Below are 26,955 nucleotides of genomic sequence, written 5' to 3'. Positions count from 1 at the left end.
GTAGGAATGCCGTCGAAGAGCCGCTTGTAATCCTCCGCACTATTTTCCTGGCTTTCTCGCTGCTTGCTTAACCGAAAATAAAGCACCAAACCAATGATGAATATTAAAGCCAACGCAGCACCAGCGACATACATAGGGTAAAATTAAATGGTTTATACGGGGAATGTAATGCAAGTTAAGGTTTTTATTTCGCATCCTGTAAGCTGTAATGTGCGCGGCATCGTTCTTTGGCGGTTTTGCCGTTTTCGCTGTGTCGTCTGGTGAAATCCGACCCGGTGCTATGCCGGATCCCGTTGTCCTGATATAGGGGAATCAACCCCCTTTAGTAACTTTTATTTAATCCAAAAGCTTCAATTCTTTAGAGAAAGGCTCGAATTTTCCAGTTAGCAAAATCTTTAAATCACTCATTATATTAAAAGATATACGAAAAATATCGTACATTTGATATGTAAGTTCATCATAGCCGATTCATTATTATGAAAACCTGCAAAATTATCATTCCGCTGGCGGGACTCATTGCCGCCGCATTTTTATCAAATGCCCAAACGGCCACGCCGGTCGTTTACAGGTATGCCTTCTTTACCCAGGTTATTCCGGTGAACCAATATGAGGGTAAACGGTTTAAATTATCAGCCAGCTTAAAAGTAAACGGTCCTGACGAACAATCAGCAGCTACCATTTTCGCCCAGGTCAAACTAAGAAACGGGAAGCCCGGTTTTCGCACCAATCCCGCTCAAACCCTCGGCAACTATAAAGAATGGAAAACGATAACCCTGACCGGGAAGATAGACAGTGATGCTTCAGTGATCGAACTCGGCGGTTATACAAAAGAGAAAGGCGAATTTCTGTTTGACAGCTTTGAACTACAGGTCGAGCAAACCCCGGATAAATGGCGGTCTATCGTTATACCCAATGGCGATTTTGAGCAAGGCGGTATGCAAAGCTGGATTTCAGGCACTACTGCCATGCCCCTGCAATTTGACGGTGTAAGTTACGATTCAGAACGCACTCACCCGTTTGCCGGCAAAAGCAGTTTAAAATTGGTCGCGCGCTATATCAATTACGGCAGTAATGCAGACAATGGAAACTACGCGACTGTCAATGGGATTAAACTTTATTACGAAACTTATGGAGAGGGCAAGCCGCTGGTGCTGCTGCATGGTAATGGCGGGAGCATTGCCAACCAATCGGCCAGGATAAGTTTTTTCAAATCGAAATATAAAGTCATCGCGATAGACAGCCGGGCTCAGGGTAAATCAGGCGATGACGGGAAGGAACTGACCTACGATCTGATGGCTGATGATATCAACCAATTATTAGAGCAGATCCATATTGATTCCGCCTATTTTTGGGGACAAAGTGACGGCGGTATCATTGCGCTCGAAATGGGGATGAGATATCCGAAAAAAGTGAAAAAACTGGCTGCCTGGGGAGCCAATATCCAGGCCGACTCATCGGCGTTTACGCCCGGCATTTATAAAAGTATTGCTGTAGAAGCCAAGAGCAGCGATCCGCGGAAAAGAAAGCTAAATACGCTGATGCTTAATTACCCGCATCTGTCTTTCAGCGCGCTAAGCGCGATCAAAGTCCCCGCACTCGTTATGGCAGGTGACAGAGATGCCATCTCGCCGGAGCATACGCTGAAAATCTATCAAAGCCTCCCAAAAGGCCAGCTATTCATTATGCCAGGTGCCACACACTCTGGCGCTTACGAAAAGCCCAATTTGTTCAACCAGGTGTTACAGGATTTTTTAAACCAACCCTGATGCACGGTACGATTTGTTGGGCGAAATAGCAAATCAGCCTTGAAATATCCGCAGCTAACAAGCTGAATTGCGGCAATCTGACAGCTATCGGCGGCATTATTTTATCTTTTGCCCTTCGTGTACGCCATCCTCATTTACTAAAAGTTTAACTATTTCGCCTTTGTTATTCCTGATAAACTCTATTTCTACATTAGGTTCCTTAGAAAAGAATTTGTTGTTACCCTCGGCGAAAAGTTCGATCTTCTTCTGTCTCCCCAGCTGAGCAAATACATGATGATCTTCTGTTAAAATTGTTAAAACCAGCCCCGGGCCCATTTGGTACCGGCCGGTATAGGCTTGCAAAACGTCGTCCGAAAGGGATACCACTTTGTACTGTTTAGAATAATATAACCCCTTAAACTCGTAAACTTTGGCTATGCTATTTACAATTTCCTGGATGATGGTGCCATTGGATGTGTTGATCATTATAATCAATCCGTTTCCATCTTCAAGACTACCATAATACTGAGTTATAAAACCTTCGTCAACGCCGCTATGCTGGAAATATTTGGTTCTGTCACGATTATCTATAAAAACACCGAGCGCCGCCGATTGATCAATATACGGCGTAAGCCGTATTTTAGTCATTTCCTGGTTAAGCACTTTGTTTGATTTGTCTTGCAGCGACAATTGGGCCCTTTGCCCATTCAATTTTATAATTATGTACAACGGCTATGCTTTACATGATAAAATGCCATCCGGTCATTAATATTATAAGCCGCCTGCCCTTCAGTTTGTACTGGGGGCAAAAGCCCATTCTCAACTTGCCCTATTTTTTCTTTGATGGTTATATCCTGAGCACAGCTCTGAACAGCAAAGAGAACAGTAAGCGCGGGAATAAGCAGCAGAGATGACGCCTTCATAATTGTGATTTTATGGTTTATAAAGGCACGTTAGCGTTTTGATTTCACATATATATATTCGCTTAAAACAGTAAAACCCCGCATTGGCGGGGTTTTACTGTTACTTAAAAAGGCTTGTGACAGGCTTTATACGTTATTAAAATGGCAAATCATCGTCATCCGCGGTCGAGCTGATATCAGCCGGGGCTGCATACTCAGGTGCTGCACTACTGCCTGCACCACCGCTTAATACGTTAATTTTCCATAATTGCATAGAGTTAAAATAACTCTTCTTACCGGTTTTATCGGTCCAGGGGCGACCTCTTAAATTAAAGAAAACCTCTACATCGTCACCAACTTTTACATTGTCTAACAAATTGCAGCGATCTTGTATAGCTTCAAATTTCAAGTATTCCGGATATTGTGGATTCTCTACATATTCAACTATAACTTCTCTTTTTTTCAGTGCCTCAGTAACTTGTGCTGTCGGGAACACTTCGTGTATCTTACCCTTAATTTCCATAGTTCAAAAAATTAAAAATGTAAAGTTAACAGATAAGAAACGTAAATCCACACAATATTCAGCAAGTTTTCCACACTGAAAGCAAATTATTCCACCTGTTTCGGGTATTTCTTAAAATGTGAAACACCTGAAATACTTTAAGGCTACAAACATTTATTGTGGCTATGTTTTTTAAAGGTTACTTTTGCAGCTAATCATAAATTTATTAAATGTAATGAGTTGGATAAAATCGCTTCATGCATCTAACTTATTGAATATCAAATAATGTCAGTTTTCCACACCGAAAGTAAAATAATAATAACCTGTAATAAAAGGCTATCGCCCTATTTGCAACAGGAAGTTGAAGAATTGGGATTTACCCCCACACGCGTATTTCAAACCGGCATTGAGCTGCAGGGTACCGTTACAGAAACTATCGCCTTAAATTTAAATCTGCGCTGCGCCAGCCAGATACTATATCTTTTAAAAAGCTTCACTGCCGAAAACCCGCAGGAGCTTTATGATGAACTGGTACAAATTGAATGGGAAAACGTGATTGATTTTTCCGGGTATTTCTCGGTAACATCAAACGTTAATAATGAGCATATATTAACACCCCTGTTTGCCAACGTTAAAGTTAAAGACGCAATCGTCGACCGGATTAAATCAATAAAAGGAATCCGCCCAAACTCTGGTGCAGAGGGCAATAAAACCGTAGTGCATCTTTACTGGCAGGATGACAAGGCCGAGATTTTTATAGATACTTCCGGTGAAACGTTAGCCAAACACAGCTATCGCAAAATACCGGGCAAAGCGCCCATGCTTGAAGCGCTGGCTACGTCAACCATCATGGCTACGCACTGGGACAGAAACAGCACATTTATTAACCCTATGTGCGGCTCGGGCACGCTGGCTATTGAGGCCGCATTGCTGGCAACCGACAAGCACCCCGGGTTATTCCGCATGAATTACGGGTTTATGCATATTATGGGTTATGATGAACAGGCGTTTTTTGTAGAACGCCGGGCCCTGAAAGATAAAGCCAAAAAAGATATTGGCTTTAAAATTATTGCCACCGATATATCACAGGATGCGATTGACGTATCTCAAAAAAATGCCAGAACAGCGGGTGTAGAACATTTAATAGAGTTTAGCGTTTGTGATTTTGAAGAAACCGACGTGCCGGAAGCGCCGGGCATTGTTATGTTTAACCCCGAATACGGCGAGCGCCTGGGTGTACATAGTAAGCTGGAGGCAACGTATAAACGCATTGGCGACTTCATGAAGAAAAAATGCCTGGGTTATAAAGGTTACATTTTTACCGGGAACCCGGATCTGGCTAAAAAAATAGGTTTGCGTGCATCAAGAAAAATCGAATTCTATAATGGCAAACTTGATTGCCGGTTATTAGAATATGATTTATATGAAGGCACCAAGCGCGAACCGAGAGAAGAAGTATAAATTATGAAAAAGATAGTATTAGTTGCCGTAATAGCCTTAATAGGTTTTTATGCAAAAGCGCAGGAGCAATTAGCTTTCCCGTTTCAGGGAGGTAAAGAAGTAATGGCAAGGTTTTTTAAAGACAGCCTTATTGTATCGCCGCAACTCATTGCCCGGAAGGCCACCGGCACAGCAGTCTTTAAATTTACTGCTGATGAAAAAGGCACCATCAAAAAAATAATTATTTATTATGCTGATGATATTACACTAACTGAACCGATTATTGAAGCATTAAAAAAATCAAACCATAAATGGATCATTCCGGATCATGAGAAGTTTCATGATTTTATAATTCCGTTCAGTATAAGTTTTACTCCACCGGCTATTGCTAACGCCGGGCTGCAAAGGGCTGTTTATAATTTTTACAAAAACCGTAAACCGGTAGTTTCTCTTGATCAGGTACCGCTTGATATGGCAACTTTATTGCCTACGGTACTGGTAAATTATGATTTATAAGATCAGAAACTTAAAATCATTAATTTGAAATTAATTTAATAAATCCAAGGGGCTAAAATTTTCGTAGTTAAGGGTTAACAACCCCCTACTACATATGAGCAATAAGATAGCCAGCAAAATTAAGGCCATAGCGGCAGTCATCAGGAAAAAGAGAGAACAAAAAAATTATACGCAGGAATACCTTGCTTATAAACTTGATATTTCTCAAAATGCTTACAGTAAAATAGAGCTTGGTTATACTAAAATAACCGTCGAAAGGCTCTTTCAAATTGCAGACGTACTGGAAGTAAATCCCACCGAATTGCTGGATGCCGACCAGGATGAGGCCGAGTTTAAACTTTTACGTACCGGGACAGATTAGCAGAGTTATATATTTGCACCATAATTTGCAAATATGGAGCAGGCTACTATCATTGACAATACAATACATTTTGTAAAGCAAACTTTAAAAAATGCCGAAGGCGGGCATGACTGGTGGCACATAAACCGGGTGTGGACCAACGCCAGGCTTATAGCTCAAACAGAAAATGCCGACCTGCTGGTCATCGAGCTGGCGGCGTTGCTGCATGATATTGCCGACAGCAAATTCCATAACGGCGATGAAGAGGTTGGACCGGCAACAGCGGGCAACTATCTGCAAACTACAGAAGTCGACCCCCAAACTATCCTGCATGTACAAAATATAATCAGGTACATGTCCTACAAATCAAATTTTGATAAACCCGCTTTCCACTCGCCCGAATTAGCTATAGTACAAGATGCCGACCGGTTGGATGCCATTGGCGCCATTGGTATTGCCCGCGCATTTAACTATGGAGGGTTTAAAGGCCGCGAGATCTATAACCCTGAAATTAAGCCCGACCTGAATATGAGTAAGGAAGCGTATAAGAATTCGACCGCGCCCACCATCAACCATTTCTATGAAAAACTATTGTTGCTGAAAGATAAAATGAACACCGAAACCGGCAAACGCCTGGCACAACAGCGACATGATTTTATGGAACAATATCTACAACAGTTTTATATAGAATGCAAATAATAATAATATTTTTAGACAAGTCTAAAAATATTATTAGCTTTACCTAATTAATAACAGGCGCAACTCATTATGAAAAAAAACCTCTACTCATTCTTAATATTATTATTAGCTGCACACCTTGCCTTTGCGCAGGATACTTTAAAAAAAGAACGTTTTAGTTTTCATTTCCAGCAAACTATAATTTCGCAGTACAAACCGGCTTTCACCGCTAAATATACAGGCGATAATAGTTTGCAAACCGGTATTGAAACAGAAAGCTCTATAACATCAACCCTGTTTGGCGCTGCGCGATTATGGAAAGGCGCCGAAGTGTTTTTTAACCCGGAGATATCAGGCGGTGCAGGTATCAGCAAAACGCTGGGCGTGGCCGGCTTCCCTAATGGCGAAACCTTCAGGGTAGGCAGCGCGTCGCCGGCTATTTATATAGCCCGGTTATATTTTAGACAAAATTTTGAGTGGGGAAACGAAAAAGATACCATTGAAGCAGGCCCCAACTTATTAGGCGGCTTAAGAAGCAAGCGCTATTTCTCTATCACCGCGGGTAAATTTGGCATGGCCGATTTTTTTGACGGGAATGAATTTAGCCATGACCCACGCAGCCAGTTTATGAACTGGGCCTTAATGGATAATGCGGCCTGGGATTATCCGGCCAATACACGTGGTTATGCATTGGGCGCCACAGCCGAATTAGGTCAGCCTGACTGGACATTGCGATTCGCTTTTACGCTATCAACCACAGAGGCTAACGGATCTGTTTGGGATCAAAAAATAGGCAAAGCTAACACCCAGACTTTAGAATTTGAGAAACGTTATACCCTAAACGGCCAAAAAGGCACCGTGCGCGTTTTAGGATTTTTAAATAATGGCAAAATGGGTAACTATCAGCAGTCACTGGCTTTAAGCCCGGTTGCGCCTAATGTGGATGCTACGCAGGCTTATGGCCGTCATAAATATGGTTTTGGCATCAACGCCGATCAATACCTGACAAATGATTTTGGCGTATTTGCCAAGCTAAGTTATAACGATGGCCATACCCAAACCTGGTATTTTACAGAGATAGACAAATCAATTAGTTTTGGTGCGCAGCTAAAGGGCACGTCTTGGAAACGCAAAGACGACGAGCTGGCACTGGCTTTTATCGGTAACGGCATATCTAACGCCCATCGCGATTATTTAGCTGCCGGCGGTTATGGCTTTATTATCGGCGACGGCAAATTAAATTACAGCACAGAAATGATAGCCGAGTTGTATTACAAACTAAATGCCTATCAAAATAAATTTTTCATATCGCCCGATTACCAGTTTATTTTAAACCCGGCTTATAATAAGGACCGCGGCCCGGTAAATGTATTTTCAATAAGGGCGCATGTTGAATTTTAACCGGGGAATAAATTAGGGAAGTATGGTTCTGTAAACGCCGGGTAATGTAAAAAATCCAACACATAGTACTTTACCGCTGATAAACATCGTTAATTCGCAATATGAAACGTAGTGTTGCCCTGGTTATCCCCCTGTTGATCTTAGCAAATTTTGCTTTCGCGCAAAAAGTTGTAATTCTAAAATCTACCGTTAAATTTCAATTAAAGAACCTGGGCGTAAATACCGGCGGCACTATCAATGGGTTGCAAGCGACTATGGTGTTTGACCCCGATAAATTAGAAACCAGCAGCATTGAAGCGGTGCTCGATGTAAATTCAATCAATACAGACAACGACCTGCGCGACAGCCACCTGCGCAGTGATGAGTTTTTTGATATGGCCAGGTACCCTAACATCATTATGAAATCTGTTTCATTTAAACACAAAAGCGGCGATAACTACATCGGACAGTTTAACCTGACCATAAAAGATAAAACTAAAACATTCGCCGTGCCATTTACTTATTCCGCAGTTAATAATACCGCTACTTTTAAAGGCGGACTTAAGCTAAACCGGCTTGATTTTGGGATAGGCGGCAAAAGCCTGGTTATGGGTAATGAAGTATCGGTGAGTATTGAAGTTGAGGTAGCCAAATAATATCCGCTTCTATAGCAATTACAAGCTTTTGTCAATACGGCAGCAAGCCAGAGCAATATAAATGCATCTATAATATCATAACTTCAACTTAACAATCCCGCAATAATCGCGCAGTAGCTAATCAACTACAAATCCGTAACTTTACGGCTATGAAATTACGGGTACTGGTTTTTATAAACGCGTTGGCGGTAGCTATTACGATATCGGCAGTAAACTATTATTTTCAGCATAAATTATATGATATGGCCATAACCTTTGTGGCTACTATCATAACCAGTTTTATTGTTTTTTACTACCTGATTGAAAAATACGTTTACTCAAAAATTAAACTGATTTACAAGCTTATCCATAATCTTAAGCTGGGCCGCGATCTGCGCGATGCACTGGGCGAACATGTTAGCTCTGACCCGATAAATGACGTAGAGCATGAAGTGAAAGAGTGGGCCCGCGAAAAGAAAACCGAGATTGAGGGCCTGCGCACGCAGGAGAAATTCAGACGCGATTTTTTGTCAAATATCTCGCACGAGTTTAAAACCCCTCTTTTTGCCATACAAGGTTATATTGAAGCCCTGCAGGATGATGACTTTGATGACAGGGACCTAGCCCGTCAGTTTTTGGATAAAGCATCCAAAAATGTCGACCGGCTGAGTTATCTGATCAAGGACCTTGACGAAATCTCGAAGCTGGAATCGGGCGAATTGCCTATAAACTACACCAGATTCAAGATCAATGACCTTATAAAAGAGGTCATGGAATCATTGGAGATGAAAGCTAAGCAGCACAATATTAAATTAATATTTAAACAAAAATATGATGAGCCTATCCCGGTTATGGCCGATCGTGAAAAAATAACGCAGGTACTGGTTAACCTTATTGACAATTCATTTAAATACGGCAAGGAGGGCGGCAATACCTGGATCACCTTATTTGACCTGCATGACCAGGTACTGATTGAAGTTACCGATGATGGCATGGGAATTGAAGAAAAATACCTGCCAAGGCTTTTTGAGCGCTTTTTCCGTACCGATACCAGCCGGTCAAGACAGATAGGCGGTTCAGGACTGGGGCTTGCTATCGTCAAACATATTGTAGAGGCACACCAGCAAACAATTAACGTACGCAGTACGGAAGGCGTGGGCTCAACCTTTGGTTTTACGCTGCAAAAAATGAAGCAAAATATACCTTTTCCGCACCTACCAATTTTAAAAAGTTAACATTAATTTAACATATCAAGCGTACCTTTAGCAAATAATCATCAATCATGTCATTAAACAGCATTTTCCAGTATTTTGTCCCTAAGGATAAAAAAATATTCTTCCCTTTGTTTGAACAAGCATCTAATAACGTGGTAGTTATGTCAACTATTTTAGTTGAGGTTGTTAACTCTAACAATCCGGCAACGCGCGAAGAGCTATTTAAGCAAATTGATAAACTGGAAAATAAAGGTGACGAGATTACCCACCAGGTTTACCTGGAACTGGGCAAAAACTTTATTACGCCGTTTGACCGTGAAGATATCCATGCGCTGGCAAGCGCTATTGATGATGTTGCCGATTATATACAAGGTGCCGCAAACCGCATGAACCTATACCGGATCGATGACTATAACGAGCATATCCGTAAACTGTCAGAATTGGTATTGCAGTGTAGCCTGGACCTTGAAAAAGCGGTACGTGAATTAAAGGACCTTAAAAATGTACGCGCCATTGCTGATTCATGTATCCGCATAAACAGTGTAGAGAACCAGGCCGATTATGTGTTTGACCGTGCCGTTGCTGATCTTTTCCTTTATGAAAAAGATGCAATACGCCTTATAAAATATAAAGAAATATACTCTGCACTTGAAACCGCCACAGATATGTGCGAAGACGCTGCGGACGTAATGGAATCTATTTTAGTTAAAAACGCCTAATCAACCTCTATAAATAAATGGTTACTACCCTTTTAGTATTTGTAGTTGCGCTGGCGCTGATATTTGATTACACCAACGGCTTTCATGATGCGGCAAACTCAATAGCCACCGTTGTTTCAACCAAGGTATTAACACCTTTCCAGGCAGTACTATGGGCCGCTGCTTTTAACTTCCTGGCTTATTTTGTGGTTAAAGATCATAAAGTAGCAAACTTTGTTTCAAAAATTGTTATCAGCGATTTCGTTAACATGCACGTGATCCTGGCCGGATTAATTGCCGCCATAACCTGGAACCTGACTACCTGGTGGTTTGGTATACCGTCAAGTTCGTCACATACGCTCATAGGCGGCTTTGCCGGCGCAGGTATGACCAATGCGGTATACATGGGATCAAACGCGCTGATGGCCGTAAACATGCATTACATTATACCCATTATATTATATATTGTACTGGCGCCTTTTATAGGCCTGTTTGTAGGGTATCTTATCACCATTCTTATTCTGCATATCTGCAAAAATGCCAGGCCGGCCGCTGCCGAACGCTGGTTTAAAGCGTTACAGTTAATATCATCTGGCTTGTTAAGTTTTGCACATGGCACCAATGATGCCCAAAAGGTAATGGGTATTTTATATCTGGCCTTAATATCATCAAAAATTATTGGCGCCGGCGCGGCAATGCCCGAGTGGATTCCGTTAGCCTGTTACTCGGCAATTGCATTGGGCACCATGTCCGGGGGCTGGAAGATCGTTAAGACAATGGGCAGCAAAATAACCAAAATAACCCCGCTTGAAGGCGTAAGCGCTGAAACTGCAGCCGCTATTACCTTAGGTTTTACCGAACACTTTGGTATCCCGGTTTCAACCACGCATACTATTACCGGTTCAATAATTGGGGTTGGGTTAACTAAACGTGTATCGGCCGTACGTTGGGGGGTTACCATTAACCTGGTTTGGGCATGGATAATCACCATCCCTATCTCTGCTTTAATAGCCGGATTGATATACGCTTTACTCCAGGTTACCGGCTACTAACAACTCTATTTTTTTATTGCTAAATTGCAGCATGAAAAAATCATTGCTGTTACTTCCGTTACTGGTTGTTGGATTGGCTTTATCGGGCTACGCCCAGATCATTCCATCTTCTCTTGAAATTGGTACCGCTTTAAAGCAGGCCCTTCAGCAGGGCACTATTAAGAGTGCAGACCAGCTATCGGCCGTAAATGGTTTTTTTGGTAATGCAGCAGTTAAGATATTGTTGCCACCCGAAGCCCAAAAGGCCGAACGGACCTTGCGCAGTATGGGCATGGGCAAAGTTTGTGACAACGCCATCCTGTCGCTTAACCGTGCTGCCGAAGACGCGGCAGCGCAGGCAAAACCCATTTTTATCAGCGCCATTAAAAAAATGACATTACAGGATGTCACCAATATCCTGCTGGGCAGCCAGGACGCCGCTACGCAATATTTCAGGAGATCAACCACCGGCGAGCTTACCGAGAAATTCCAACCGGTAATACAGGCCAGTTTAAATAAAGCTAATGCTACCCGGTACTATACCATTTTAGCCAATACTTATAATAAAGTGCCGTTTGTACGCAGAATAAACCCGGATATCGCCAATTATGCAACACTTAAGGCTATTGACGGTTTATTTATTGAGATAGCAACACAGGAGCTGTCTATCCGCCAAAACCTGGGCGGATCACGCTCTACGCCCCTGTTAAAAAAAGTATTTGACTTCGCGGATAAGAATATCAGGTATTAATTTAAACCACTTTCAAATTATACTTATACAAAAGCCCTGCTAACCCATGTGCCGGGAATATGGCTTTATTCATGGTGTTTAGCTCCGGGTCAATACTATAGTTTATTGCGGTGGCGAAGCTTACAGCTGTAAGATCGGTACGGTTAAAAACCGCCCCGTTTAGGTCACAGTCGGCAAACACTGATCCGGCCAGGATAGCCTGCGTAAACGTTACTTCTTTTAATGATGATTTGATAAAGATGGTTTTAGGCATCTTCTTGCTCATGAATGATGAATAGTCCAGCGTACAGGAGTCAAACTTAACCGTAAACAGAAAGTCCTCGCATAAGCTAAAGTTAATCCCCAGCAATTTACAGCCTTTAAACACCACGTTATTCATGGTAGACCGCCCAAACCTGATCATGGACAGGTTGCAATCTTCAAAAACACAATCAATAAATTTGCATACTGCAAACTCGTTATCGTTAAAATCGCATTTCTTAAAGGTACAGTTATTAAATTCCGTATCGCGGGTTACTTTGCCGGTATAACTTACCTCGCTAAAAACTTTATCGTCGTGGATGGTTGCGCTCATAGCTCATTTCAATCCTTCCACAAATTCGCGCATGGCCAGTCCGGGATCAGCTTGTTTCATAAAGGTCTCGCCAATCAGGAAACCGTTAAAGCCCGCTTTTTTCAATCCTTTTATGGTCTCTGTATCGCTTATAGCGCTTTCAGATACTTTTAAAAAATCGGCGGGGATATGTTCTGCCAGTTGGTAGGATGTTTCAACAGAAACAGTAAAATCAGCCAGGTTGCGGTTATTTACCCCAATGGCATCCAAATCAGGATTAATGCTGCGCTGCAGCTCTTCCAGGTTATGAACCTCCAGCAATACGTTAAGGCCAAGGCTCTTTGCCAGTGTGGCCAGTTTATCTATTTCTTTTGGAGTAAGGATGGCTGCTATCAACAGGATAATATCGGCACCCAATGATTTTGCTTCAATCACCTGGAACTCGTCAATCATAAAGTCCTTGCGCAAAACCGGGATAGTATTTGCCTGGCGGGCCTTAAACAGGTCGGCTTTGGTCCCCATAAAAAAATCGGCATCTGTTAAAACAGATAATGCCGAAGCGCCCGCTGCCGCATAGCCGGTGGTAACGGCCTCGACAGCCACTTTATCATTAATGATGCCTTTTGATGGCGACCGGCGCTTAAATTCGGCGATGATGCCGGTGCGGGCGGGATCAAGCAAAAAATCTTTAAAAGAGTAAGTCGCCCGGCCAAATAATGCCGATGCTTCTAAGTCTTTAATACTGGTGCTGTTTTTTGCCGATGCTACCTCGGCCTTTTTATTGAGAACAATTTTATCAAGTATATTCATAAACCCTGCGCCCCGCTTTTTAACAGGGGAATATTTGGTTAATTATTATCGTTTATTTTAATTGGCAAAGCTAACTAAATTATCAATTGCGCCACTGCCGGACTGCGGGGCCAGCCAGTTCTGCATCATTTCTTTTCCAAACTCCGTCAGGATAGATTCAGGGTGAAACTGTACGCCACGCACATCATAACTGGTATGCCTTATGGCCATGGCCGAGTTGTCAACCTCATCAACGGCGGTAACGGTTAAAACATCCGGTATGGATTTTTCATCCACCACCCACGAATGATAGCGGCCTACGTTAAACTGGCGGGGCAAACCCGCGAAAAGCTTTTCAGTGCCGTCAGTTACGGTAATGGGCGTGGCTATGCCGTGCATAGGTTGCTTAAGGTTGTACAACTTACCGCCGAAAACCTCTGCAATGGCCTGCTGGCCAAGGCAAACCCCAAAAATGCTTTTGGTGGGCGCGTACCTGGCAATAACTTCCAACAGCAAACCGGCCTCCGACGGGATCCCCGGGCCCGGCGACAGGATGATCTTGTCATACGCGTCAACAGCATCAATTTTAAACTGATCGTTTCTCCAGACATCGCATTGCAAACCAATCTCATTTACCAGGTGTACCAGGTTGTAGGTGAATGAATCGTAGTTATCAATAATTAAAATTTTACCGCCCTGCCCCTTAGAGGCAACCGATGCAGCTATGTTTTTATTCTCAGTCATAATCATTATACTTTTAACACTACGCGTTATAATTCTTCTGCCAGTTCTACCGCTTTACGTAAAGCAGCTATTTTGTTATTTACTTCATTCAGTTCGCTCTCTGCTACTGATCCGGCTACAATGCCTGCGCCGGCCTGGTAATGCAGCGTATTATTTTTGCTTAAAAACGACCGGATCATAATCGCATGATTAAAATCGCCGTTAAAACCAAGGTAGCCTATGGCGCCGCTGTAAAAGCTGCGTTTAATGTTTTCGTTCGCGTCGATGATCTCCATGGCACGGTATTTTGGCGCACCGCTTAAGGTACCTGCCGGGAAGGTATCGGCAACCACTTTAAAGGTAGGTACATCCGGCTGCAGGTTGCCGCTTACCATAGATACCAGATGAATTAAATGCGAGTAGTATTGCACCTCTTTAAAAGCCTTTACCTCTACATGTTCACAATGGCGGCTCAGATCATTACGGGCAAGGTCAACCAACATTACGTGCTCTGCCGATTCTTTAGGATCATTTTTAAGGCTGTACGCCAGCTCTGCATCTTTCACATCATCGCCGGTGCGTTTAAAGGTGCCGGCTATGGGGTAGATGGTAGCTTTACGGTTTTTAATGGTGATCTGCGCCTCGGGTGATGACCCGAAGATCCTGAAATCGCCATAATCAAAATAAAACAAATAGGGCGACGGGTTAATGGAGCGCAATGCACGGTACACATTAAACTCGTCGCCGGTAAACTGCCTGGAGAAGGCCCTTGAAGGCACAATCTGGAAAACGTCGCCGCGGTAAATATGCTGCTTCATCTTTTCTACTATGGCGATAAAGTCCCCATCGGTAAGGTTTGATTGTTCATCAGCTTTGCTTTTGAAAGTATACTCCGGGAAGTTTTTATTTTTGATCAGGTCCTCTATTTTGTTGATGTCGCCGCTCTCCTCCCCGCCTTCCGGCTGGTTATGGAAAATATACAGCTCGTTTTTAAAATGGTCGATAGCAATGATATAGCGGTAAATATGGTACTGCATTACCGGAATTTTGCGGGTAGTATCGTCGCTTTGCTTTAATTTAATAGTTTCAAAATGCTCAACCGCTTCATGGGTAAAGTAGCCAAACAGGCCATTAGCCGTAATTTTTAACGGGATATCCGTTGTTTCAAAACTGCTCAGAAAATTGCTTAAGTGACTGATCAGCTCAAACCCGCCTTCGGCCAGCGTCTCTTCGGTGCCGTCAGGATAACGCTTGGTCAGGCTGCCGTCGTTTAAGGTAAAGCCGCCAATAGGGTCGCAACACACGTAGCTGGTGCTGTTTTCGCGGCTGTGGTAGTCTGAGCTTTCCAGCAAAAGCGAGTTAGGGAACACATCCCTTAACCGCAGGTAGATGCTTACCGGGGTAGTTGTATCGGCAAGCAGTTTTTTATACGTGGTATTAATTTTATATGTTTTCATTATATTATTTTAAAAATCGTTGTAAACAAAAAACCCGGCGAATGAGGGTCGCCGGGTTTTCGTATCAGGTTTACAATTGGTTAGTATCCTATGGTCAAAAAGTTATCCGGCTGCCAAATTTAATTGGTGCCACCAGCTTTTAATATTTACCTTTTTGATCATTGTGGACGCAAATTTAGAAAGAAATTTGAATTGACAAACTTTTTCGCCATATTTTTTTAACTTATTTTAAGATAGAAATTTTGCCGGCAGCCAATGCGCCAACAATTATAAGCAGTGCAAAGCCATAAAACAGCGCAATTATTTTGTGTTTGGCTTCAGGCAGCACCAGCTTTTTGCTCTTGCTGTGGCCCACGGTTATCAGCGCTATCGCTATCAGCATCATTACCCAGTGCTCAACCGTGAAGTAGCGCGTAACCGGGTCCTTCATGGTGGTGCTGTTAAAGGCTACCAGCGGGCTTAAAAAATACAATACGATCCCAATCAATAACTGGGTGTGGGCCGATATCATGGCAAATAAATTACTTAACCTATTGGTATTGGTATAGGGCCTTCTGCCCAGCCAGCCTAACAGGGCCATTATCAGGGTATAGATAAATAATACCATTACAATATACCTGAAACCCGAGTGCAGGTGCTGGAAGAAACTATATGCGTTCATGGTGCTGTGATTTTTTTGACGAATATACGGAATGGTGATTGAAGATTAGTTATTGAAGAGCAAAGATTGGGATCGGCGCAAGTGCAGCGCAGGGGGTGTTCCACTTTGCATGAGCGGAACGAAGCGGAACAGAGCGGAACACCACTGGCAGTTAAATGGAACACCATCATAGTTAAAAATTTAATTTTTAAATGGAGTGACAGGATTATGGCAGTGTGTGGGGTAATGACCAGGTGATGAAAAGCAATGAAGCACAGAGATTATTACCGCCGTCCAAAGCGCAAAGGCCTGTCAGCTCGCGCGGTCGGGAGCCTGGCCTGTGAAGTGGCAGCGATCGGGCTGACTTGATGTTTGGTTACTTTGCAGCTAAGGTAAACGGCGTAGCCCTCTTGAGCTCCTTAAAAAAACAACAACAGCAAAAAACTAACCAGGCCTTAACGGCCATGAGCGTCCCGGGCGATAAGTACGACAACATACAAATCCGATTAGCTTATGTAGAGATTATTGATTGACAATTGTTTTTTATAGGAATCAATGAGCTCCCGATGGTCGGTTGTCTTCATTCTTCGCAATGACGCAGTGCTGAGCAAAGCGGTAACTGTCCACTTCGTCCAACCCGTCCTTTCCCCTTTTCTATCTTCTGCTCGTTTGCATATATTTTGCAAATATTTATGCTATTTTTATATCGCTTAAAATTTAAAATCCATTTAATATGAAAAAAGTAACCGGCCTGGGCGGCGTATTTTTTAAATGCGATGACCCGAAAGGCATGAACGAATGGTACGCCAAAAACCTTGGATTGGCTGCCAGCGAATACGGCGTAACGTTTGAGTGGCGGCAGGCCGATGATCCGTCGAAAGAGGGGTCCACCTCATGGTGTACCTTTCCGCAGGATACCAAATATTTCAATCCGTCCACCAAACCATTTATGATCAATTACCGGGTCGAAGATCTGACCGCACTGGTTGCCGAACTGAAAAAAGACAACGTTACCATTGTTGACGAAATTGCCGGGTACGATTATGGCAAATTTGTGCATGTGCTTGATCCGGAAGGGAACATTATTGAGCTTTGGGAACCGGCAGACGACCAGGATAACGCGGCAGGGTAAACCAACAGTAACCTTTATCTGTCATCAAAAAAAATCTGGCAAACCACAAGCCGGGGAGGCTTGCGGGAGCGAAAGCTACTTACCAGCCAATTTGTTGTTTGCTAATTGTTAATTGACTGAAACCTTAATTAAGGACCTTTATTTTGGTGACGATGATATAACCGTAACTACCCAGCGTGGTTGTATCATGCATCCAGTTAAGGCTAACATTTATGGGGAAATTTTTATTCGGGTCAATGCCTAACTGCTGTAAGTTTTTATTGATATTGTAATGCGGCGGGGCATTTTTTGTGGTATCGTTCATGATCGTGATCATCAATCCGCCGCACATGGCACATGTCCGCTCATCATAGCCGGTGATACCCCCCTGACTTTGATACGGGTTTACCCCAGTTTTTTTTGCAGGCTGGCAAACCCAATGCAAGACAAATAACCAGAACCAGCTTTTTCATGCCTCTTTTTTGATACTACGTACCGAAACCCAAAAACGCTACAATAGAACCAAAAAAATAAATGCTTTTTTGCCCGGTAGCCGCCTGTTAATTGTTTGCCGGGCAAGCGCTACCCCGCGAAACTAAACTTACCCATCAGCACATTGGGGTTGGTGCCTATGGCCAGCGGTTCGCCGGCAAGGGCCTCGTTGCCCAGCAGGGCAAAAAGGATGGCTTCTTTGGCATCGGGGTTTATGCCCAGCGCGGCGGTATCGGCAATGGTGGTGCGGTACAGGCGCTCTTCGAGATATTTCATTACAAACGGGTTTTTGGCGCCGCCGCCGCTGACAAACATCCTGGCGCCTTTGGGCAGGTAGGCGCGGGTAAAGTCGGCAATGGCTTTAGCGGTGAAAGCGCTGAGGGTGGTTATAATATCTTTGGGGTCGATATGGCTGGTGCCCGACCGCTCCTGGGCCTTGCGCACATATTCTTCGTTAAAAAGCTCGGGGCCGGTGGTTTTGGGCGGGGCCTCGCCAAAGAAAGGATGTTTCAGCAACGAGTTTAACAGCGCCTCGTTTACCACTCCGGAAAATGCAATGGTCGAGTCCTGGTCAAACGCCCTGTTAAAGTAATTGCGGCAAAACATATCAATCAGCGTATTGCCCGGGCCAATGTCTGAGCATAGTACCTTACCCATATCGCCGTCGGCAGGTAAAAATGTAAGGTTTGATATCCCGCCGATATTGATCAGGATCCGGTCCTCGCCCGCCTTGCTGCCCAGCAATACATCGCCATATAAAGCCAGCGGAGCGCCCTCGCCCCCCGCGGCCAGTTGTTTCTGGCGAAAATCGCTGATCGTTAAAACACCGGTCTTAACGGCAATGTGGTCACCGTCCCCAATTTGTAAGGTAGCATTAGGGTACCCTTCCTGCCGGTGCAATCGTTTGGGCGCATGGTAAATGGTTTGGCCGTGACTGGCTATAAAGTCAACCCCGGCGGGGTCAATCTGCCACGTTTGCAGTGCCTGTAGGATCAGGCCGGCATGGTAGTCGCCAATAAAATCATTCAGTAAACACACTTTTTCCAGGTCGACCTGGCGGCGCGAGAATATGGCCCGCACCTCGTTTTTAAAAAAATCCGGATAGGGTACAGTTATAAATTGCAACAGCTCACATTGTGTTTGTAACCCGCTGCCGGTAAACCTGCACAGGGCAATGTCCAAACCATCCAGTGAGGTGCCCGACATTAAGCCAATACCTATGCGCGCCGGCTTTTGGGCGATGGTAACCAGGTGCTGTAAATTTTTGTTGAGCTGTGCCATATCCGTTAGTTTTTATATGGTGCCAGGGGACTCACCCCGCGGCACTTCATGAGCGACCCTATCTCCTCCGCAAGCCGGAGCCTTCAAGTTAGGCAATTAGGAATAGACAAACAAAACTATTTGGTTTTTTATCCGGCGGGCACGGCCAGCGGCACACCCGTTTTAACCGGAATACCAAAATCAGGCGAGCCGTCTTTTTTCCAGTTAAACTTCTGCATCCGCGGCGAACGCTTACCGCCGCAGCCGCAATTGGGTGCAGGGTTAGCGTGGTAAATGATCCAGTCTTCCTTACCATTGGGCGATTTAAAGAAACTGTTATGTCCGGGCGCATATACGCTGTTTTCGGCACTGGTTTCAAATACAGGCTTAGGCGATTTTGTCCAGGATTTTGGGTCCATCAAGTCTGCCGAAGCATCTGCGGTAAGCATACCCAGGGCATAATGATCAGTCCAGCAACCACTGGCCGAGTAGATAAGGAATAGCTTATTATCATGTTTTAATATCTCGGGCCCCTCATTAACGCCAACATGGGGCGGGCTGGCGGTACCAAATTTTTCCCAGTCAAATTCAGGGCCCGACAGTTTAACCCGGCTGCCTTTTATGGTGTACGGATTTTTCATTTTGGCGATGTAGATATTTTGCTGCCCGTTACCATCGCCTTCCCAGCCCGACCATAACATATACAGCTGGCCCTTATGTTCAAACACCGAAACATCTATTGCCCATTTATTGGTAGCATCGCCAACCTGGCCCTTAAATGTCCACTCGCCCGTGGTAGGGTCGGCCGATGGGTTCTCCAGCACATACACCCGGTGATGGTCATTGCTGCCATCATCGGCAGCAAAATACATGTACCATTTACCTTGCAGAAAGTGCAGCTCGGGCGCCCAAAGCTCTTTAGAATAAGGTGTGCCGGCGGGCGCTTTCCAGATCACGGTACCGGGCGCAGTGGTTAACCCGGGCATGGTCCTGGTTTTCCGGATGATCAACTGGTTGCCGGCCGAATTGGCATAATAATAAAAACCGTCATGATAGATCACCCAGGGATCGGCCCCCGAAGGCAGCAGCGGATTGGTAAAGGTGGCCGCAGGCGCGGTATCCTGTGCAAAGGCGCCGGTGGCAAGGGACGCAAAAAGGCATAACGTTAACAACAGGTTTTTCATACGGACTGGTTTGATTGGTAATTTTAGGTAAAAAACGGGGCAAAAGCAACAAGCCACGCCCCAACCTCTTGTTTGGAGAGTGGTCTTTAAATGAAATTAAATATCATCAGGTCAATCAGAAACCTCTCATTTGGAGCAGGCAGGATAAGGTAAAGTTTATATATTTGCCATGCCCAACCTTTTTTTTATGGCCAGATTAAATTTATTAGAAGAAACCCGGTACGAAAAACTACCCGTTACCGTCTATCCAAATCCTGCCGCCGGCGCCGTAGCCGTAGCACAACGTATAGCCGCCCTTATCCGCAGCAAACAAAAAAACGACGAAAAAACCGTACTTGGCCTTGCCACAGGCGTAACACCTGTGGCAGTTTATGCCGAGCTGATCCGCCTGCATAAGCACGAGGGGTTGAGCTTTAAAAACGTTATTACTTTTAACCTCGATGAGTACTATCCTATGCAGCCCGGCGCTTTACAAAGCTACGTGCTGTTTATGAACCAGAATTTATTTGACCATATAGATATTGACCGCGCCAACATCCATATCCCCGACGGCACGCTGGCCGAGGATAAAATTGCCGCCTTTTGCCTTAACTACGAAAAGCAAATAGAAGAACTGGGCGGGCTCGACCTGCAGATACTGGGTATCGGCCGTACGGGCCACATCGGGTTTAATGAGCCGGGGTCGGCGCCAAATTCAGGCACCCGTTTAGTTACGCTGGATGACCTTACCCGTACCGATGCCGCCCGTGATTTTGGCGGCAAGGAAGGCGTGCCTACCAAGGCCATCACCATGGGCGTAGGCACTATCTTCAAGGCCCGCGAAATCATATTGATGGCCTGGAGCAAAAAGAAAGCGCAGATCATCAAGAAGGCGGTTGAAGGCGAGTTATCCGGCGAAGTGCCGGCTACCTATCTGCAACTATCAGATCATGTCGAATTTATACTGGATGAGCCGGCCGCGTCTGAGCTTACGCGCTTTGATACTCCCTGGCTGGTAAAGGATTGCAACTGGGACAATGACCTTAAGAAGAAAGCCGTAATATGGTTGTCAGGCAAAGTTAACAAGCCCATATTAAAGCTGATAGACGAAGATTATAACAACAACGGCATGGCCCAGCTGGCAACAGAGCAAGGCCCTGTGTATGAAATAAACATTGACATTTTTAACCAGATCCAACATACCATAACCGGCTGGCCGGGCGGCAAACCCGACGCAGACGACAGCCAAAGGCCGGAACGTGCGCAACCGGCTAAAAAGCGGTCTGTTATATTTTCGCCGCATCCGGATGATGACGTGATCTCAATGGGTGGTACATTTATAAGGCTGGTAGACCAGGGGCATGACGTACATGTGGCCTACCAGACATCGGGCAATACCGCGGTTTGGGATGATGACGTATTGCGTTATATGGAGTTTGCAATCGATTTTAATAAGAGCCGCGGCGATGATACCTCAAAACTGCAACGGATCCACAGTGATATGCGGGCGTTCTTTGCCAAAAAACAACCTAACCAGATAGACACCCCCGAGGTGCGCGACGTTAAAGGTTTTATCCGCAAAAGCGAGGCTATTGCCGGCGCGCGTTACGCAGGCCTGCATGACGACCATATCCACTTTATGGCCCTGCCATTTTATGAAACAGGCAAGGTTACCAAAAACTCGGTTAGCCAGATAGATGTGCAGATGACGATTGAGCTGTTACAACAAATACGCCCACACCAGATATTTGCCGCCGGTGATTTTGCCGACCCGCATGGTACACACATTGTATGTTTTAATATCATACTGGCGGCGCTAAATCAGCTTAAACAAACAGAAGACTGGGTAAAAGATTGCTGGCTGTGGATGTACCGCGGGGCCTGGTTTGAATTTGCCACCCACGAAATTGAAATGGCCGTGCCGCTGTCACCGGATGAAGTAATGCGTAAACGTTACGCCATCTTTAAGCACCAGTCGCAAAAAGACCCTGCAGTTTTCCCGGGCGAGGATTCGAGGGAGTTTTGGGTACGGGCAGAGGACAGGAACCGCGAAACAGCAGAGAACTATGATAAGCTGGGATTCGCGGAGTACGCCGCCATGGAAGCTTTTAAACGATATTATTTTTGAGTTCTGAGTTAGACGTTTTACGCAGCAGGCTAGTTTAAAAGTGATACATTAGATGCGGACATTTTTCAAAACTCCAATTTATTGACTTTCAGGAACGTGTTAATAATATCCGGGCGATGAACATAAAGCTCATAAAAAAGTAAGGGATTACAAACGTATAACCTACCACGTAAAACGTACGACTTAATGAGCAAAAACTCAAAACCCAGAACTCAAAACTCACGACTCCTCTCACTGGACGTTTTCCGCGGCATTACTGTGGCTGCTATGATCCTGGTAAACAACCCCGGCGACTGGGGCCATATTTATGCGCCGATTGAACACTCTAAATGGAATGGTTGCACCCTGGCCGACCTGATTTTTCCGTCCTTCCTGTTTATTGTTGGGGTATCTATTGTTTATTCAATGGAGCGCAAGATAGCCAGTCCGTCAAACCACGCCAAAATGATCTGGACAGCTTTACGCCGTGGGATCATATTAATTGCAATAAGCCTGGTTATTCAACTCATACTACATCCAGGTTTTGAACATCTGCGTTTTCCGGGTGTTTTACAGCGTATCGGGGTTGTATTTTTTATCTGCGCGGTGTTATATATCAAAGCTTCTGAACGTGTGCGCGACTGGCTATTTGTTTTTCTGCTGATAGGCTATTACGTGTTAATGAGCTTTATACCCGTGCCTGATACCGGCGTGGCCAGCCTCAACCCCGAAACAAATATGGGGGCCTGGCTTGACCGGACAGTTTTTACCACCAATCATTTATGGAGCGAATCGCATACCTGGGATCCTGAGGGTTTATTGGGTACGCTGCCCGCTATTGCAACTGGCTTATTTGGCATCCGTGCCGGCAGCTGGCTAAAACGTAAGGACCGCGAAGACAGTGTTAAAGTAAGCTGGTTATTTACCTGGGGCGTGCTGGCCGTTGTTTCAGGGTTGATATGGGATTTGTTCTTCCCCATCAATAAAGCTTTATGGACAAGCTCCTTTGTATTATTTACCGGCGGCTGGGCAACTATTGCGCTGGCACTTTCTTACTGGCTGGTAGATGTGCAGGGTTATAAAAGGTTCACCGGTTTCTTTCTTCCGTTTGGGGCCAACGCTATTACGGCCTATATTTTATCAGACTTTGTGCCGCATTATTTTAATAAGATAAAAATAGGCGGCTCGTCTGTTTACCAGATCCTTTTCCAGTCGCATTACTCTCCCAATAATGCCTCATTGGCTAACGCAATTTTGATGATGCTGCTTGTTTGGGTATTAACGTGGATACTGTATATTAGGAAGATATTTATCAAAGTATAAAATGAAATTTAATATCAACCTAATCATTATCACCCTGTGCTTTAGTGCGTTTTTTTTTAACGCAAATGCACAAACTGCCGGGTCCGCCATTACACCGGCACACCTGCAGGCGGCCGAGAAGTTTTTGGTTGCCTACGGCATAGGCGATCAATTTAAAACCATGACAGAAAACGTGATCAATGTAGCCAGCAACAGGCTCCCTGAAGCACAACGGGCAGAATTTGCCGACGTGATGAGAAAATTCATGGCGAAGTACTATACCTGGGATATCATAAAGGGCACAATGTCTAAAATATATGCGCAGGAATTTGACGAGGCCGAGCTTAATCAACTGGCTGATTTTTATAATAGCCCCATCGGTAAAAAATATGCCGAAAAAATGCCCGAGCTTGTCCAAAAGGGCATGCTGATGGGCCAGCAAATAATGGCCGAACATAAAGACGAACTTGTACAAATGATTCAGGATAAATCAAAACAGCATTAAATACTTTTTAACTAACCTTACCGTTTTTGCATCTTAGCAAAAATATATTTCAATTCCGCATGAATTTTAAAAAGACCATTCTTTTATGGGCTGTAGCAGTGATGATTACAACAGCCGGCGCATTTGCCCAGGTTAAAAAAAAGTCAACTACAACCCCGGCACATAAAAGTACAACCGCAGCCGGCAAACCGCAAGCCAGGCCGGCTTCATCTTCCGTATTACCTGTTGACCCAAATGTATTAATTGGCAAACTACCAAACGGGCTCACCTATTATATCCGGGCCAATGGCCAGCCAAAAAGCAGGGCACAGCTGCTGCTGGTAACCAGGGCAGGATCTGTTTTGGAAACCGACGCACAACGCGGCCTGGCCACGCTGGTACAACATATGGGTTTCCAGGGCACCCGCGATTTTTCAAAAGATCAGCTAACCGGCTATCTTACCAAGCTGGGCAGCAAATTCGGGCCTGATGTTAACGCGTTTACGTCATACGATGAAACGGTTTTTCAGCTATCGGTGCCAACAGATACGCCAAAGGTTTTCTCAAACGGATTTGGCCTGCTGGCCAACTGGGCGGCACGCATAAATTTTGAGCCTGCTGCCGTTGATGCCGAAAGGAGTTTACTTGCCGCACAGGCAGCCCAGGGTGGCAAAACGCCCGAGGATAGGTTGCAACAACAAACCTTGCCGACACTACTTAATAATTCGCGTTATGGGCTTCGTTTGCCCATTGGCTTAGAAAGCACCATAAAAAATCTTACCGCTGCCGAAGCTAAAAACTTTTACACCGATTGGTACCGCCCCGACCTGCAGGCCGTAATAGCCGTTGGCGATTTTGATCCCAAACAAGTTGAGGAACTGATAAAATTTAATTTTTCATCACTAAGAAACCCGGTGCCCGAAAAGCCTTTGCCGCAATATTCGGTTGCCCCGGCGCCTGGTACGGTAGTTAAATATGCTACCGATAAAGGTTTCCCGTATACGCTTTTCCAGGTCATTGTTAAACATCAGCAAACTGTTGTTAAAACACCTGCCGACGTGATGCAAAACATCCGCATAAACCTATTTAACCAAATAATTAATGCCCGGGTAGCTGATCTGACCAGGATACCGCAGCCGCCGATATTGTTTGGGCAGGCCGCCTATTCAGAGTTTGTGGGCAAGCTGGATGCCTTTTCAACGCTGGTGGTAGCCAATGGTCCGCAGGGTTTAGAAACTGCTGTTAAAGCCCTGATTGGCGAAACCGAGCGTGTTCGCAAATTTGGTTTTACCTTAACCGAGCTTGAGCGTGCCAAACAAAACGCACTGGTGCAAATTACCAATAACTACTCCGCTAAAGATAATTCGCCGTCGCCCGGCTACGCCAGTGAATATGAGCATAGCTTTTTAACCAAACAAGCCCTAACCGGCATTGACTATGAGTACAATTATTATATAGATAACATCGGCAAAATAAGCCTTGAAGAAATGAACGCCCTGGCGGCCCGCTTAATTACCGACCAGAACAGGGTAATATTAGTTGAAGCACCGGAAAACGAAAAAGACAAACTGCCTAACGAGCAAACCCTGCTAAAATGGATAGCTGATGCAGGCAACGGGTTAAAGCCCTATGTGGATGACCGCGAAACTCCATTTATGACTGAGTTGCCTGTACCGGGCAAAGTGGCTTCTTTAAAAGTTGACAGCACCCTGTCAGTAGTGAACATTACACTAACCAACGGTGTAAAAGTAATTTTAAAACCTACCCCGTTCACGCCCAACCAGATACTTGTTGCAGGCTATGCCTTTGGCGGCACATCGCTTGCCAGCGACCAGGACTTTACCTCGGCAAACCTGGCGGCGCAGGTCATCAGCAACAGCGGGGTAGCCTCTTTTAATCAAACCCAGGTTAATAAAATGATCGGCGACAAAGGCTTTAGTATAACACCCTACATAGGCGATATTACCCAGGGTATAACAGGCTACACGGCATCAGCCAGTTTTGATTCGGCAATGCAATTATTGTATTTGTACCTTACCAGTCCGCGCAAAGATGCCGAGGTATGGAAGACCTTTATCGACAAGGCAAAATCAGCCCTGGTAAAAAACGCCGATGACCCGGGCACAGTTTACCAGGATACCATTTTATCGGTTTTGGGCGGTTATAATTTACGCTCCAAACCAGCTACCGAGGCGCAATTAAATGCGGCCAGCCTGGATAAAGCTTTTGACTTTTACAAGGCCCGCTTTGCCGACGCAAGCAACCTGACCTTTACGTTTACCGGTGATTTCAAAGTATCCGACATTGTACCGTACCTGGCAACTTATCTGGGCAGCCTGCCGTCGACCCATAGTAATGAAACCTTTAAAAATTTAGGTATCCATCCGCCGGCAGGGCAAATCACAAAAACGGTAACCAAAGGGGTAAGCGATAAATCAACCGTACAATTAATATTTAACGGCAGCTATGATTATAACGACGCGAACAATGTCCAGGTAGACGGCCTGGAAGAGATCTTAAACATACGGCTGGTTGATTCGCTTAAAGAGAGTAACGGTATTTACTCGCCAAGCGTAAGGGCCAGCTATGTTAAAAACCCCGAAGGGCGTTATAAAATAACTATCGCCTTTTTAGCTGATGCCAGCAACACAGATAAAGCCATCAGCTTCATGCTTAATGAAATAAATAAGATAAAGCAAAACGGCCCTAACAGCAATGATGTTAAACTGTTTATTGCCCGCGAAGCGCATAACATACAAGCCCAGTATAAACAAAATACCTACTGGCAGGCAGCTTTAACCGCGGCAGCGCAAAATCAGCAGTCACCCGCCAAAATACTGGCGCGTATGCAGAGCCTTGAACAGGTAACTGACCAAAGCGCGAAAGACACCGCTAATAAATATTTAAATAACAACAACTTAATTAAAGTCATACTGCTGCCCGAAAAGAAATAGCCGGGCAATAGGCGATAATAAAAACAAGGTCCTGCTGATTCAACGGCAGGACTTTTTTATTCCATCACAAAAGATTTATTATTTTGTT

At 44.7% G+C, this 26,955-nt stretch carries 27 protein-coding genes; 16 read left to right on the top strand and 11 right to left on the bottom strand.

Features of this window, described 5'->3' with window-relative positions; translation table 11 throughout:
* Positions 1 to 476 precede the first annotated feature (476 nt).
* Positions 477 to 1,766 carry an alpha/beta fold hydrolase gene (locus tag LJ658_RS08575; protein ID WP_230546074.1) on the top strand — a complete coding sequence of 430 codons (1,290 nt, stop codon included), beginning with the start codon at positions 477 to 479 and terminating at the stop codon, positions 1,764 to 1,766.
* 96 nt (positions 1,767 to 1,862) lie between these two features.
* On the opposite strand, the gene LJ658_RS08570 is transcribed toward LJ658_RS08575, so the two are convergent.
* The 3 genes from LJ658_RS08570 to LJ658_RS08560 form a co-directional block, all read right to left on the bottom strand.
* Positions 1,863 to 2,393: a DUF3471 domain-containing protein gene (locus LJ658_RS08570; RefSeq protein WP_230546073.1), complete on the bottom strand. Its 531-nt coding sequence runs from the start codon at positions 2,391 to 2,393 to the stop codon at positions 1,863 to 1,865.
* A 71-nt stretch (positions 2,394 to 2,464) separates the two neighbouring features.
* Positions 2,465 to 2,668 carry a hypothetical protein gene (locus LJ658_RS08565; RefSeq protein WP_230546072.1) on the bottom strand — a complete coding sequence of 68 codons (204 nt, stop codon included), beginning with the start codon at positions 2,666 to 2,668 and terminating at the stop codon, positions 2,465 to 2,467.
* Between the two features lie 136 nt (positions 2,669 to 2,804).
* The gene (locus LJ658_RS08560) at positions 2,805 to 3,170 is read right to left on the bottom strand and encodes a DUF3127 domain-containing protein (protein WP_230546071.1); all 366 of its coding nucleotides are present in this window, start codon (positions 3,168 to 3,170) and stop codon (positions 2,805 to 2,807) included.
* Positions 3,171 to 3,434: 264 nt separating this feature from the next.
* Between LJ658_RS08560 and LJ658_RS08555 the strand changes: the two genes are divergently transcribed.
* The 10 genes from LJ658_RS08555 to LJ658_RS08510 all read left to right on the top strand — a co-directional run bounded on the left by LJ658_RS08555 (position 3,435) and on the right by LJ658_RS08510 (position 11,832).
* Positions 3,435 to 4,610, top strand: coding sequence for a class I SAM-dependent RNA methyltransferase (locus LJ658_RS08555; RefSeq protein WP_230546070.1), 1,176 nt, complete (start codon positions 3,435 to 3,437; stop codon positions 4,608 to 4,610).
* 3 nt (positions 4,611 to 4,613) lie between these two features.
* The gene (locus tag LJ658_RS08550) at positions 4,614 to 5,105 is read left to right on the top strand and encodes a hypothetical protein (protein ID WP_230546069.1); all 492 of its coding nucleotides are present in this window, start codon (positions 4,614 to 4,616) and stop codon (positions 5,103 to 5,105) included.
* A 94-nt stretch (positions 5,106 to 5,199) separates the two neighbouring features.
* Positions 5,200 to 5,466, top strand: a complete 267-nt coding sequence (locus tag LJ658_RS08545) for a helix-turn-helix domain-containing protein (protein ID WP_230546068.1) — start codon at positions 5,200 to 5,202, stop codon at positions 5,464 to 5,466.
* A 33-nt stretch (positions 5,467 to 5,499) separates the two neighbouring features.
* Positions 5,500 to 6,144 carry an HD domain-containing protein gene (locus LJ658_RS08540; RefSeq protein WP_230546067.1) on the top strand — a complete coding sequence of 215 codons (645 nt, stop codon included), beginning with the start codon at positions 5,500 to 5,502 and terminating at the stop codon, positions 6,142 to 6,144.
* A 69-nt stretch (positions 6,145 to 6,213) separates the two neighbouring features.
* Positions 6,214 to 7,524, top strand: a complete 1,311-nt coding sequence (locus tag LJ658_RS08535; protein WP_230546066.1) for a carbohydrate porin — start codon at positions 6,214 to 6,216, stop codon at positions 7,522 to 7,524.
* Between the two features lie 101 nt (positions 7,525 to 7,625).
* Entirely contained in the window at positions 7,626 to 8,159 is a 534-nt protein-coding gene (locus tag LJ658_RS08530) for a YceI family protein (RefSeq protein ID WP_230546065.1), read from the top strand.
* A 149-nt stretch (positions 8,160 to 8,308) separates the two neighbouring features.
* Complete coding sequence (locus tag LJ658_RS08525) at positions 8,309 to 9,373, top strand: cell wall metabolism sensor histidine kinase WalK (RefSeq protein ID WP_230546064.1); 1,065 nt, start codon at positions 8,309 to 8,311, stop codon at positions 9,371 to 9,373.
* A 47-nt stretch (positions 9,374 to 9,420) separates the two neighbouring features.
* Positions 9,421 to 10,071, top strand: coding sequence for a DUF47 domain-containing protein (locus LJ658_RS08520; protein ID WP_230546063.1), 651 nt, complete (start codon positions 9,421 to 9,423; stop codon positions 10,069 to 10,071).
* A 17-nt stretch (positions 10,072 to 10,088) separates the two neighbouring features.
* On the top strand, positions 10,089 to 11,102 hold the full coding sequence (locus LJ658_RS08515; protein ID WP_230546062.1) for an inorganic phosphate transporter: 1,014 nt from the start codon (positions 10,089 to 10,091) through the stop codon (positions 11,100 to 11,102).
* Positions 11,103 to 11,133: 31 nt separating this feature from the next.
* A complete protein-coding gene (locus LJ658_RS08510; protein ID WP_230546061.1) occupies positions 11,134 to 11,832 on the top strand; it encodes a DUF4197 domain-containing protein in 699 nt (232 codons plus the stop codon).
* Position 11,833: 1 nt separating this feature from the next.
* Here the strand turns inward: LJ658_RS08510 and LJ658_RS08505 are convergent, their stop codons facing one another.
* The 5 genes from LJ658_RS08505 to LJ658_RS08485 form a co-directional block, all read right to left on the bottom strand.
* Complete coding sequence (locus LJ658_RS08505) at positions 11,834 to 12,406, bottom strand: pentapeptide repeat-containing protein (RefSeq protein ID WP_230546060.1); 573 nt, start codon at positions 12,404 to 12,406, stop codon at positions 11,834 to 11,836.
* A gap of 3 nt (positions 12,407 to 12,409) precedes the next feature.
* Positions 12,410 to 13,195, bottom strand: a complete 786-nt coding sequence (gene trpC / locus LJ658_RS08500) for an indole-3-glycerol phosphate synthase TrpC (protein ID WP_230546059.1) — start codon at positions 13,193 to 13,195, stop codon at positions 12,410 to 12,412.
* 57 nt (positions 13,196 to 13,252) lie between these two features.
* Entirely contained in the window at positions 13,253 to 13,918 is a 666-nt protein-coding gene (locus LJ658_RS08495; RefSeq protein WP_230546058.1) for an aminodeoxychorismate/anthranilate synthase component II, read from the bottom strand.
* Positions 13,919 to 13,944: 26 nt separating this feature from the next.
* On the bottom strand, positions 13,945 to 15,354 hold the full coding sequence (locus LJ658_RS08490; RefSeq protein ID WP_230546057.1) for an anthranilate synthase component I family protein: 1,410 nt from the start codon (positions 15,352 to 15,354) through the stop codon (positions 13,945 to 13,947).
* Positions 15,355 to 15,577: 223 nt separating this feature from the next.
* Positions 15,578 to 16,015: a cytochrome B gene (locus LJ658_RS08485; protein WP_230546056.1), complete on the bottom strand. Its 438-nt coding sequence runs from the start codon at positions 16,013 to 16,015 to the stop codon at positions 15,578 to 15,580.
* Between the two features lie 712 nt (positions 16,016 to 16,727).
* Between LJ658_RS08485 and LJ658_RS08480 the strand changes: the two genes are divergently transcribed.
* Positions 16,728 to 17,126 carry a VOC family protein gene (locus LJ658_RS08480; protein WP_230546055.1) on the top strand — a complete coding sequence of 133 codons (399 nt, stop codon included), beginning with the start codon at positions 16,728 to 16,730 and terminating at the stop codon, positions 17,124 to 17,126.
* A 124-nt stretch (positions 17,127 to 17,250) separates the two neighbouring features.
* Here LJ658_RS08480 and LJ658_RS08475 read toward each other — a convergent pair whose 3' ends face one another.
* The 3 genes from LJ658_RS08475 to LJ658_RS08465 all read right to left on the bottom strand — a co-directional run bounded on the left by LJ658_RS08475 (position 17,251) and on the right by LJ658_RS08465 (position 20,041).
* Positions 17,251 to 17,430 carry a hypothetical protein gene (locus tag LJ658_RS08475; RefSeq protein ID WP_230546054.1) on the bottom strand — a complete coding sequence of 60 codons (180 nt, stop codon included), beginning with the start codon at positions 17,428 to 17,430 and terminating at the stop codon, positions 17,251 to 17,253.
* A 257-nt stretch (positions 17,431 to 17,687) separates the two neighbouring features.
* Entirely contained in the window at positions 17,688 to 18,878 is a 1,191-nt protein-coding gene (locus LJ658_RS08470) for an anhydro-N-acetylmuramic acid kinase (RefSeq protein WP_230546053.1), read from the bottom strand.
* A 128-nt stretch (positions 18,879 to 19,006) separates the two neighbouring features.
* Positions 19,007 to 20,041, bottom strand: coding sequence for a family 43 glycosylhydrolase (locus tag LJ658_RS08465; RefSeq protein WP_230546052.1), 1,035 nt, complete (start codon positions 20,039 to 20,041; stop codon positions 19,007 to 19,009).
* A 187-nt stretch (positions 20,042 to 20,228) separates the two neighbouring features.
* Here LJ658_RS08465 and nagB point away from each other — a divergent pair, with 187 nt between their 5' ends.
* The 4 genes from nagB to LJ658_RS08445 all read left to right on the top strand — a co-directional run bounded on the left by nagB (position 20,229) and on the right by LJ658_RS08445 (position 26,867).
* Entirely contained in the window at positions 20,229 to 22,148 is a 1,920-nt protein-coding gene (nagB, locus tag LJ658_RS08460) for a glucosamine-6-phosphate deaminase (RefSeq protein WP_230546051.1), read from the top strand.
* 186 nt (positions 22,149 to 22,334) lie between these two features.
* Positions 22,335 to 23,450 carry an acyltransferase family protein gene (locus tag LJ658_RS08455; protein WP_230546050.1) on the top strand — a complete coding sequence of 372 codons (1,116 nt, stop codon included), beginning with the start codon at positions 22,335 to 22,337 and terminating at the stop codon, positions 23,448 to 23,450.
* 1 nt (position 23,451) lies between these two features.
* Positions 23,452 to 23,934, top strand: a complete 483-nt coding sequence (locus LJ658_RS08450) for a DUF2059 domain-containing protein (protein ID WP_230546049.1) — start codon at positions 23,452 to 23,454, stop codon at positions 23,932 to 23,934.
* 59 nt (positions 23,935 to 23,993) lie between these two features.
* Entirely contained in the window at positions 23,994 to 26,867 is a 2,874-nt protein-coding gene (locus tag LJ658_RS08445) for a pitrilysin family protein (protein WP_230546048.1), read from the top strand.
* Positions 26,868 to 26,955: the final 88 nt, after the last annotated feature.

Source organism: Mucilaginibacter sp. UR6-11 (assembly GCF_020880695.1).
GTDB lineage: Bacteria > Bacteroidota > Bacteroidia > Sphingobacteriales > Sphingobacteriaceae > Mucilaginibacter.
This window is presented reverse-complemented; position numbering and strand designations above follow the sequence as displayed.

What these genes read in the sequence shown, in the direction of transcription:
- LJ658_RS08555 (WP_230546070.1), top strand. Translation starts at nt 3,435, where the DNA reads ATGTCAGTTTTCCACACCGAAAGTAAAATAATAATAACCTGTAATAAA.
- LJ658_RS08470 (WP_230546053.1), bottom strand. Translation starts at nt 18,878, where the DNA reads ATGGCACAGCTCAACAAAAATTTACAGCACCTGGTTACCATCGCCCAA.
- LJ658_RS08450 (WP_230546049.1), top strand. Translation starts at nt 23,452, where the DNA reads ATGAAATTTAATATCAACCTAATCATTATCACCCTGTGCTTTAGTGCG.
- LJ658_RS08455 (WP_230546050.1), top strand. Translation starts at nt 22,335, where the DNA reads ATGAGCAAAAACTCAAAACCCAGAACTCAAAACTCACGACTCCTCTCA.
- LJ658_RS08505 (WP_230546060.1), bottom strand. Translation starts at nt 12,406, where the DNA reads ATGAGCGCAACCATCCACGACGATAAAGTTTTTAGCGAGGTAAGTTAT.
- LJ658_RS08510 (WP_230546061.1), top strand. Translation starts at nt 11,134, where the DNA reads ATGAAAAAATCATTGCTGTTACTTCCGTTACTGGTTGTTGGATTGGCT.
- LJ658_RS08495 (WP_230546058.1), bottom strand. Translation starts at nt 13,918, where the DNA reads ATGACTGAGAATAAAAACATAGCTGCATCGGTTGCCTCTAAGGGGCAG.
- nagB (WP_230546051.1), top strand. Translation starts at nt 20,229, where the DNA reads ATGGCCAGATTAAATTTATTAGAAGAAACCCGGTACGAAAAACTACCC.
- LJ658_RS08560 (WP_230546071.1), bottom strand. Translation starts at nt 3,170, where the DNA reads ATGGAAATTAAGGGTAAGATACACGAAGTGTTCCCGACAGCACAAGTT.
- LJ658_RS08475 (WP_230546054.1), bottom strand. Translation starts at nt 17,430, where the DNA reads ATGAACGATACCACAAAAAATGCCCCGCCGCATTACAATATCAATAAA.
- LJ658_RS08515 (WP_230546062.1), top strand. Translation starts at nt 10,089, where the DNA reads ATGGTTACTACCCTTTTAGTATTTGTAGTTGCGCTGGCGCTGATATTT.
- LJ658_RS08480 (WP_230546055.1), top strand. Translation starts at nt 16,728, where the DNA reads ATGAAAAAAGTAACCGGCCTGGGCGGCGTATTTTTTAAATGCGATGAC.
- LJ658_RS08445 (WP_230546048.1), top strand. Translation starts at nt 23,994, where the DNA reads ATGAATTTTAAAAAGACCATTCTTTTATGGGCTGTAGCAGTGATGATT.
- LJ658_RS08465 (WP_230546052.1), bottom strand. Translation starts at nt 20,041, where the DNA reads ATGAAAAACCTGTTGTTAACGTTATGCCTTTTTGCGTCCCTTGCCACC.
- LJ658_RS08530 (WP_230546065.1), top strand. Translation starts at nt 7,626, where the DNA reads ATGAAACGTAGTGTTGCCCTGGTTATCCCCCTGTTGATCTTAGCAAAT.
- LJ658_RS08540 (WP_230546067.1), top strand. Translation starts at nt 5,500, where the DNA reads ATGGAGCAGGCTACTATCATTGACAATACAATACATTTTGTAAAGCAA.
- LJ658_RS08490 (WP_230546057.1), bottom strand. Translation starts at nt 15,354, where the DNA reads ATGAAAACATATAAAATTAATACCACGTATAAAAAACTGCTTGCCGAT.
- trpC (WP_230546059.1), bottom strand. Translation starts at nt 13,195, where the DNA reads ATGAATATACTTGATAAAATTGTTCTCAATAAAAAGGCCGAGGTAGCA.
- LJ658_RS08545 (WP_230546068.1), top strand. Translation starts at nt 5,200, where the DNA reads ATGAGCAATAAGATAGCCAGCAAAATTAAGGCCATAGCGGCAGTCATC.
- LJ658_RS08525 (WP_230546064.1), top strand. Translation starts at nt 8,309, where the DNA reads ATGAAATTACGGGTACTGGTTTTTATAAACGCGTTGGCGGTAGCTATT.
- LJ658_RS08520 (WP_230546063.1), top strand. Translation starts at nt 9,421, where the DNA reads ATGTCATTAAACAGCATTTTCCAGTATTTTGTCCCTAAGGATAAAAAA.
- LJ658_RS08485 (WP_230546056.1), bottom strand. Translation starts at nt 16,015, where the DNA reads ATGAACGCATATAGTTTCTTCCAGCACCTGCACTCGGGTTTCAGGTAT.
- LJ658_RS08550 (WP_230546069.1), top strand. Translation starts at nt 4,614, where the DNA reads ATGAAAAAGATAGTATTAGTTGCCGTAATAGCCTTAATAGGTTTTTAT.
- LJ658_RS08535 (WP_230546066.1), top strand. Translation starts at nt 6,214, where the DNA reads ATGAAAAAAAACCTCTACTCATTCTTAATATTATTATTAGCTGCACAC.
- LJ658_RS08570 (WP_230546073.1), bottom strand. Translation starts at nt 2,393, where the DNA reads ATGACTAAAATACGGCTTACGCCGTATATTGATCAATCGGCGGCGCTC.
- LJ658_RS08565 (WP_230546072.1), bottom strand. Translation starts at nt 2,668, where the DNA reads ATGAAGGCGTCATCTCTGCTGCTTATTCCCGCGCTTACTGTTCTCTTT.
- LJ658_RS08575 (WP_230546074.1), top strand. Translation starts at nt 477, where the DNA reads ATGAAAACCTGCAAAATTATCATTCCGCTGGCGGGACTCATTGCCGCC.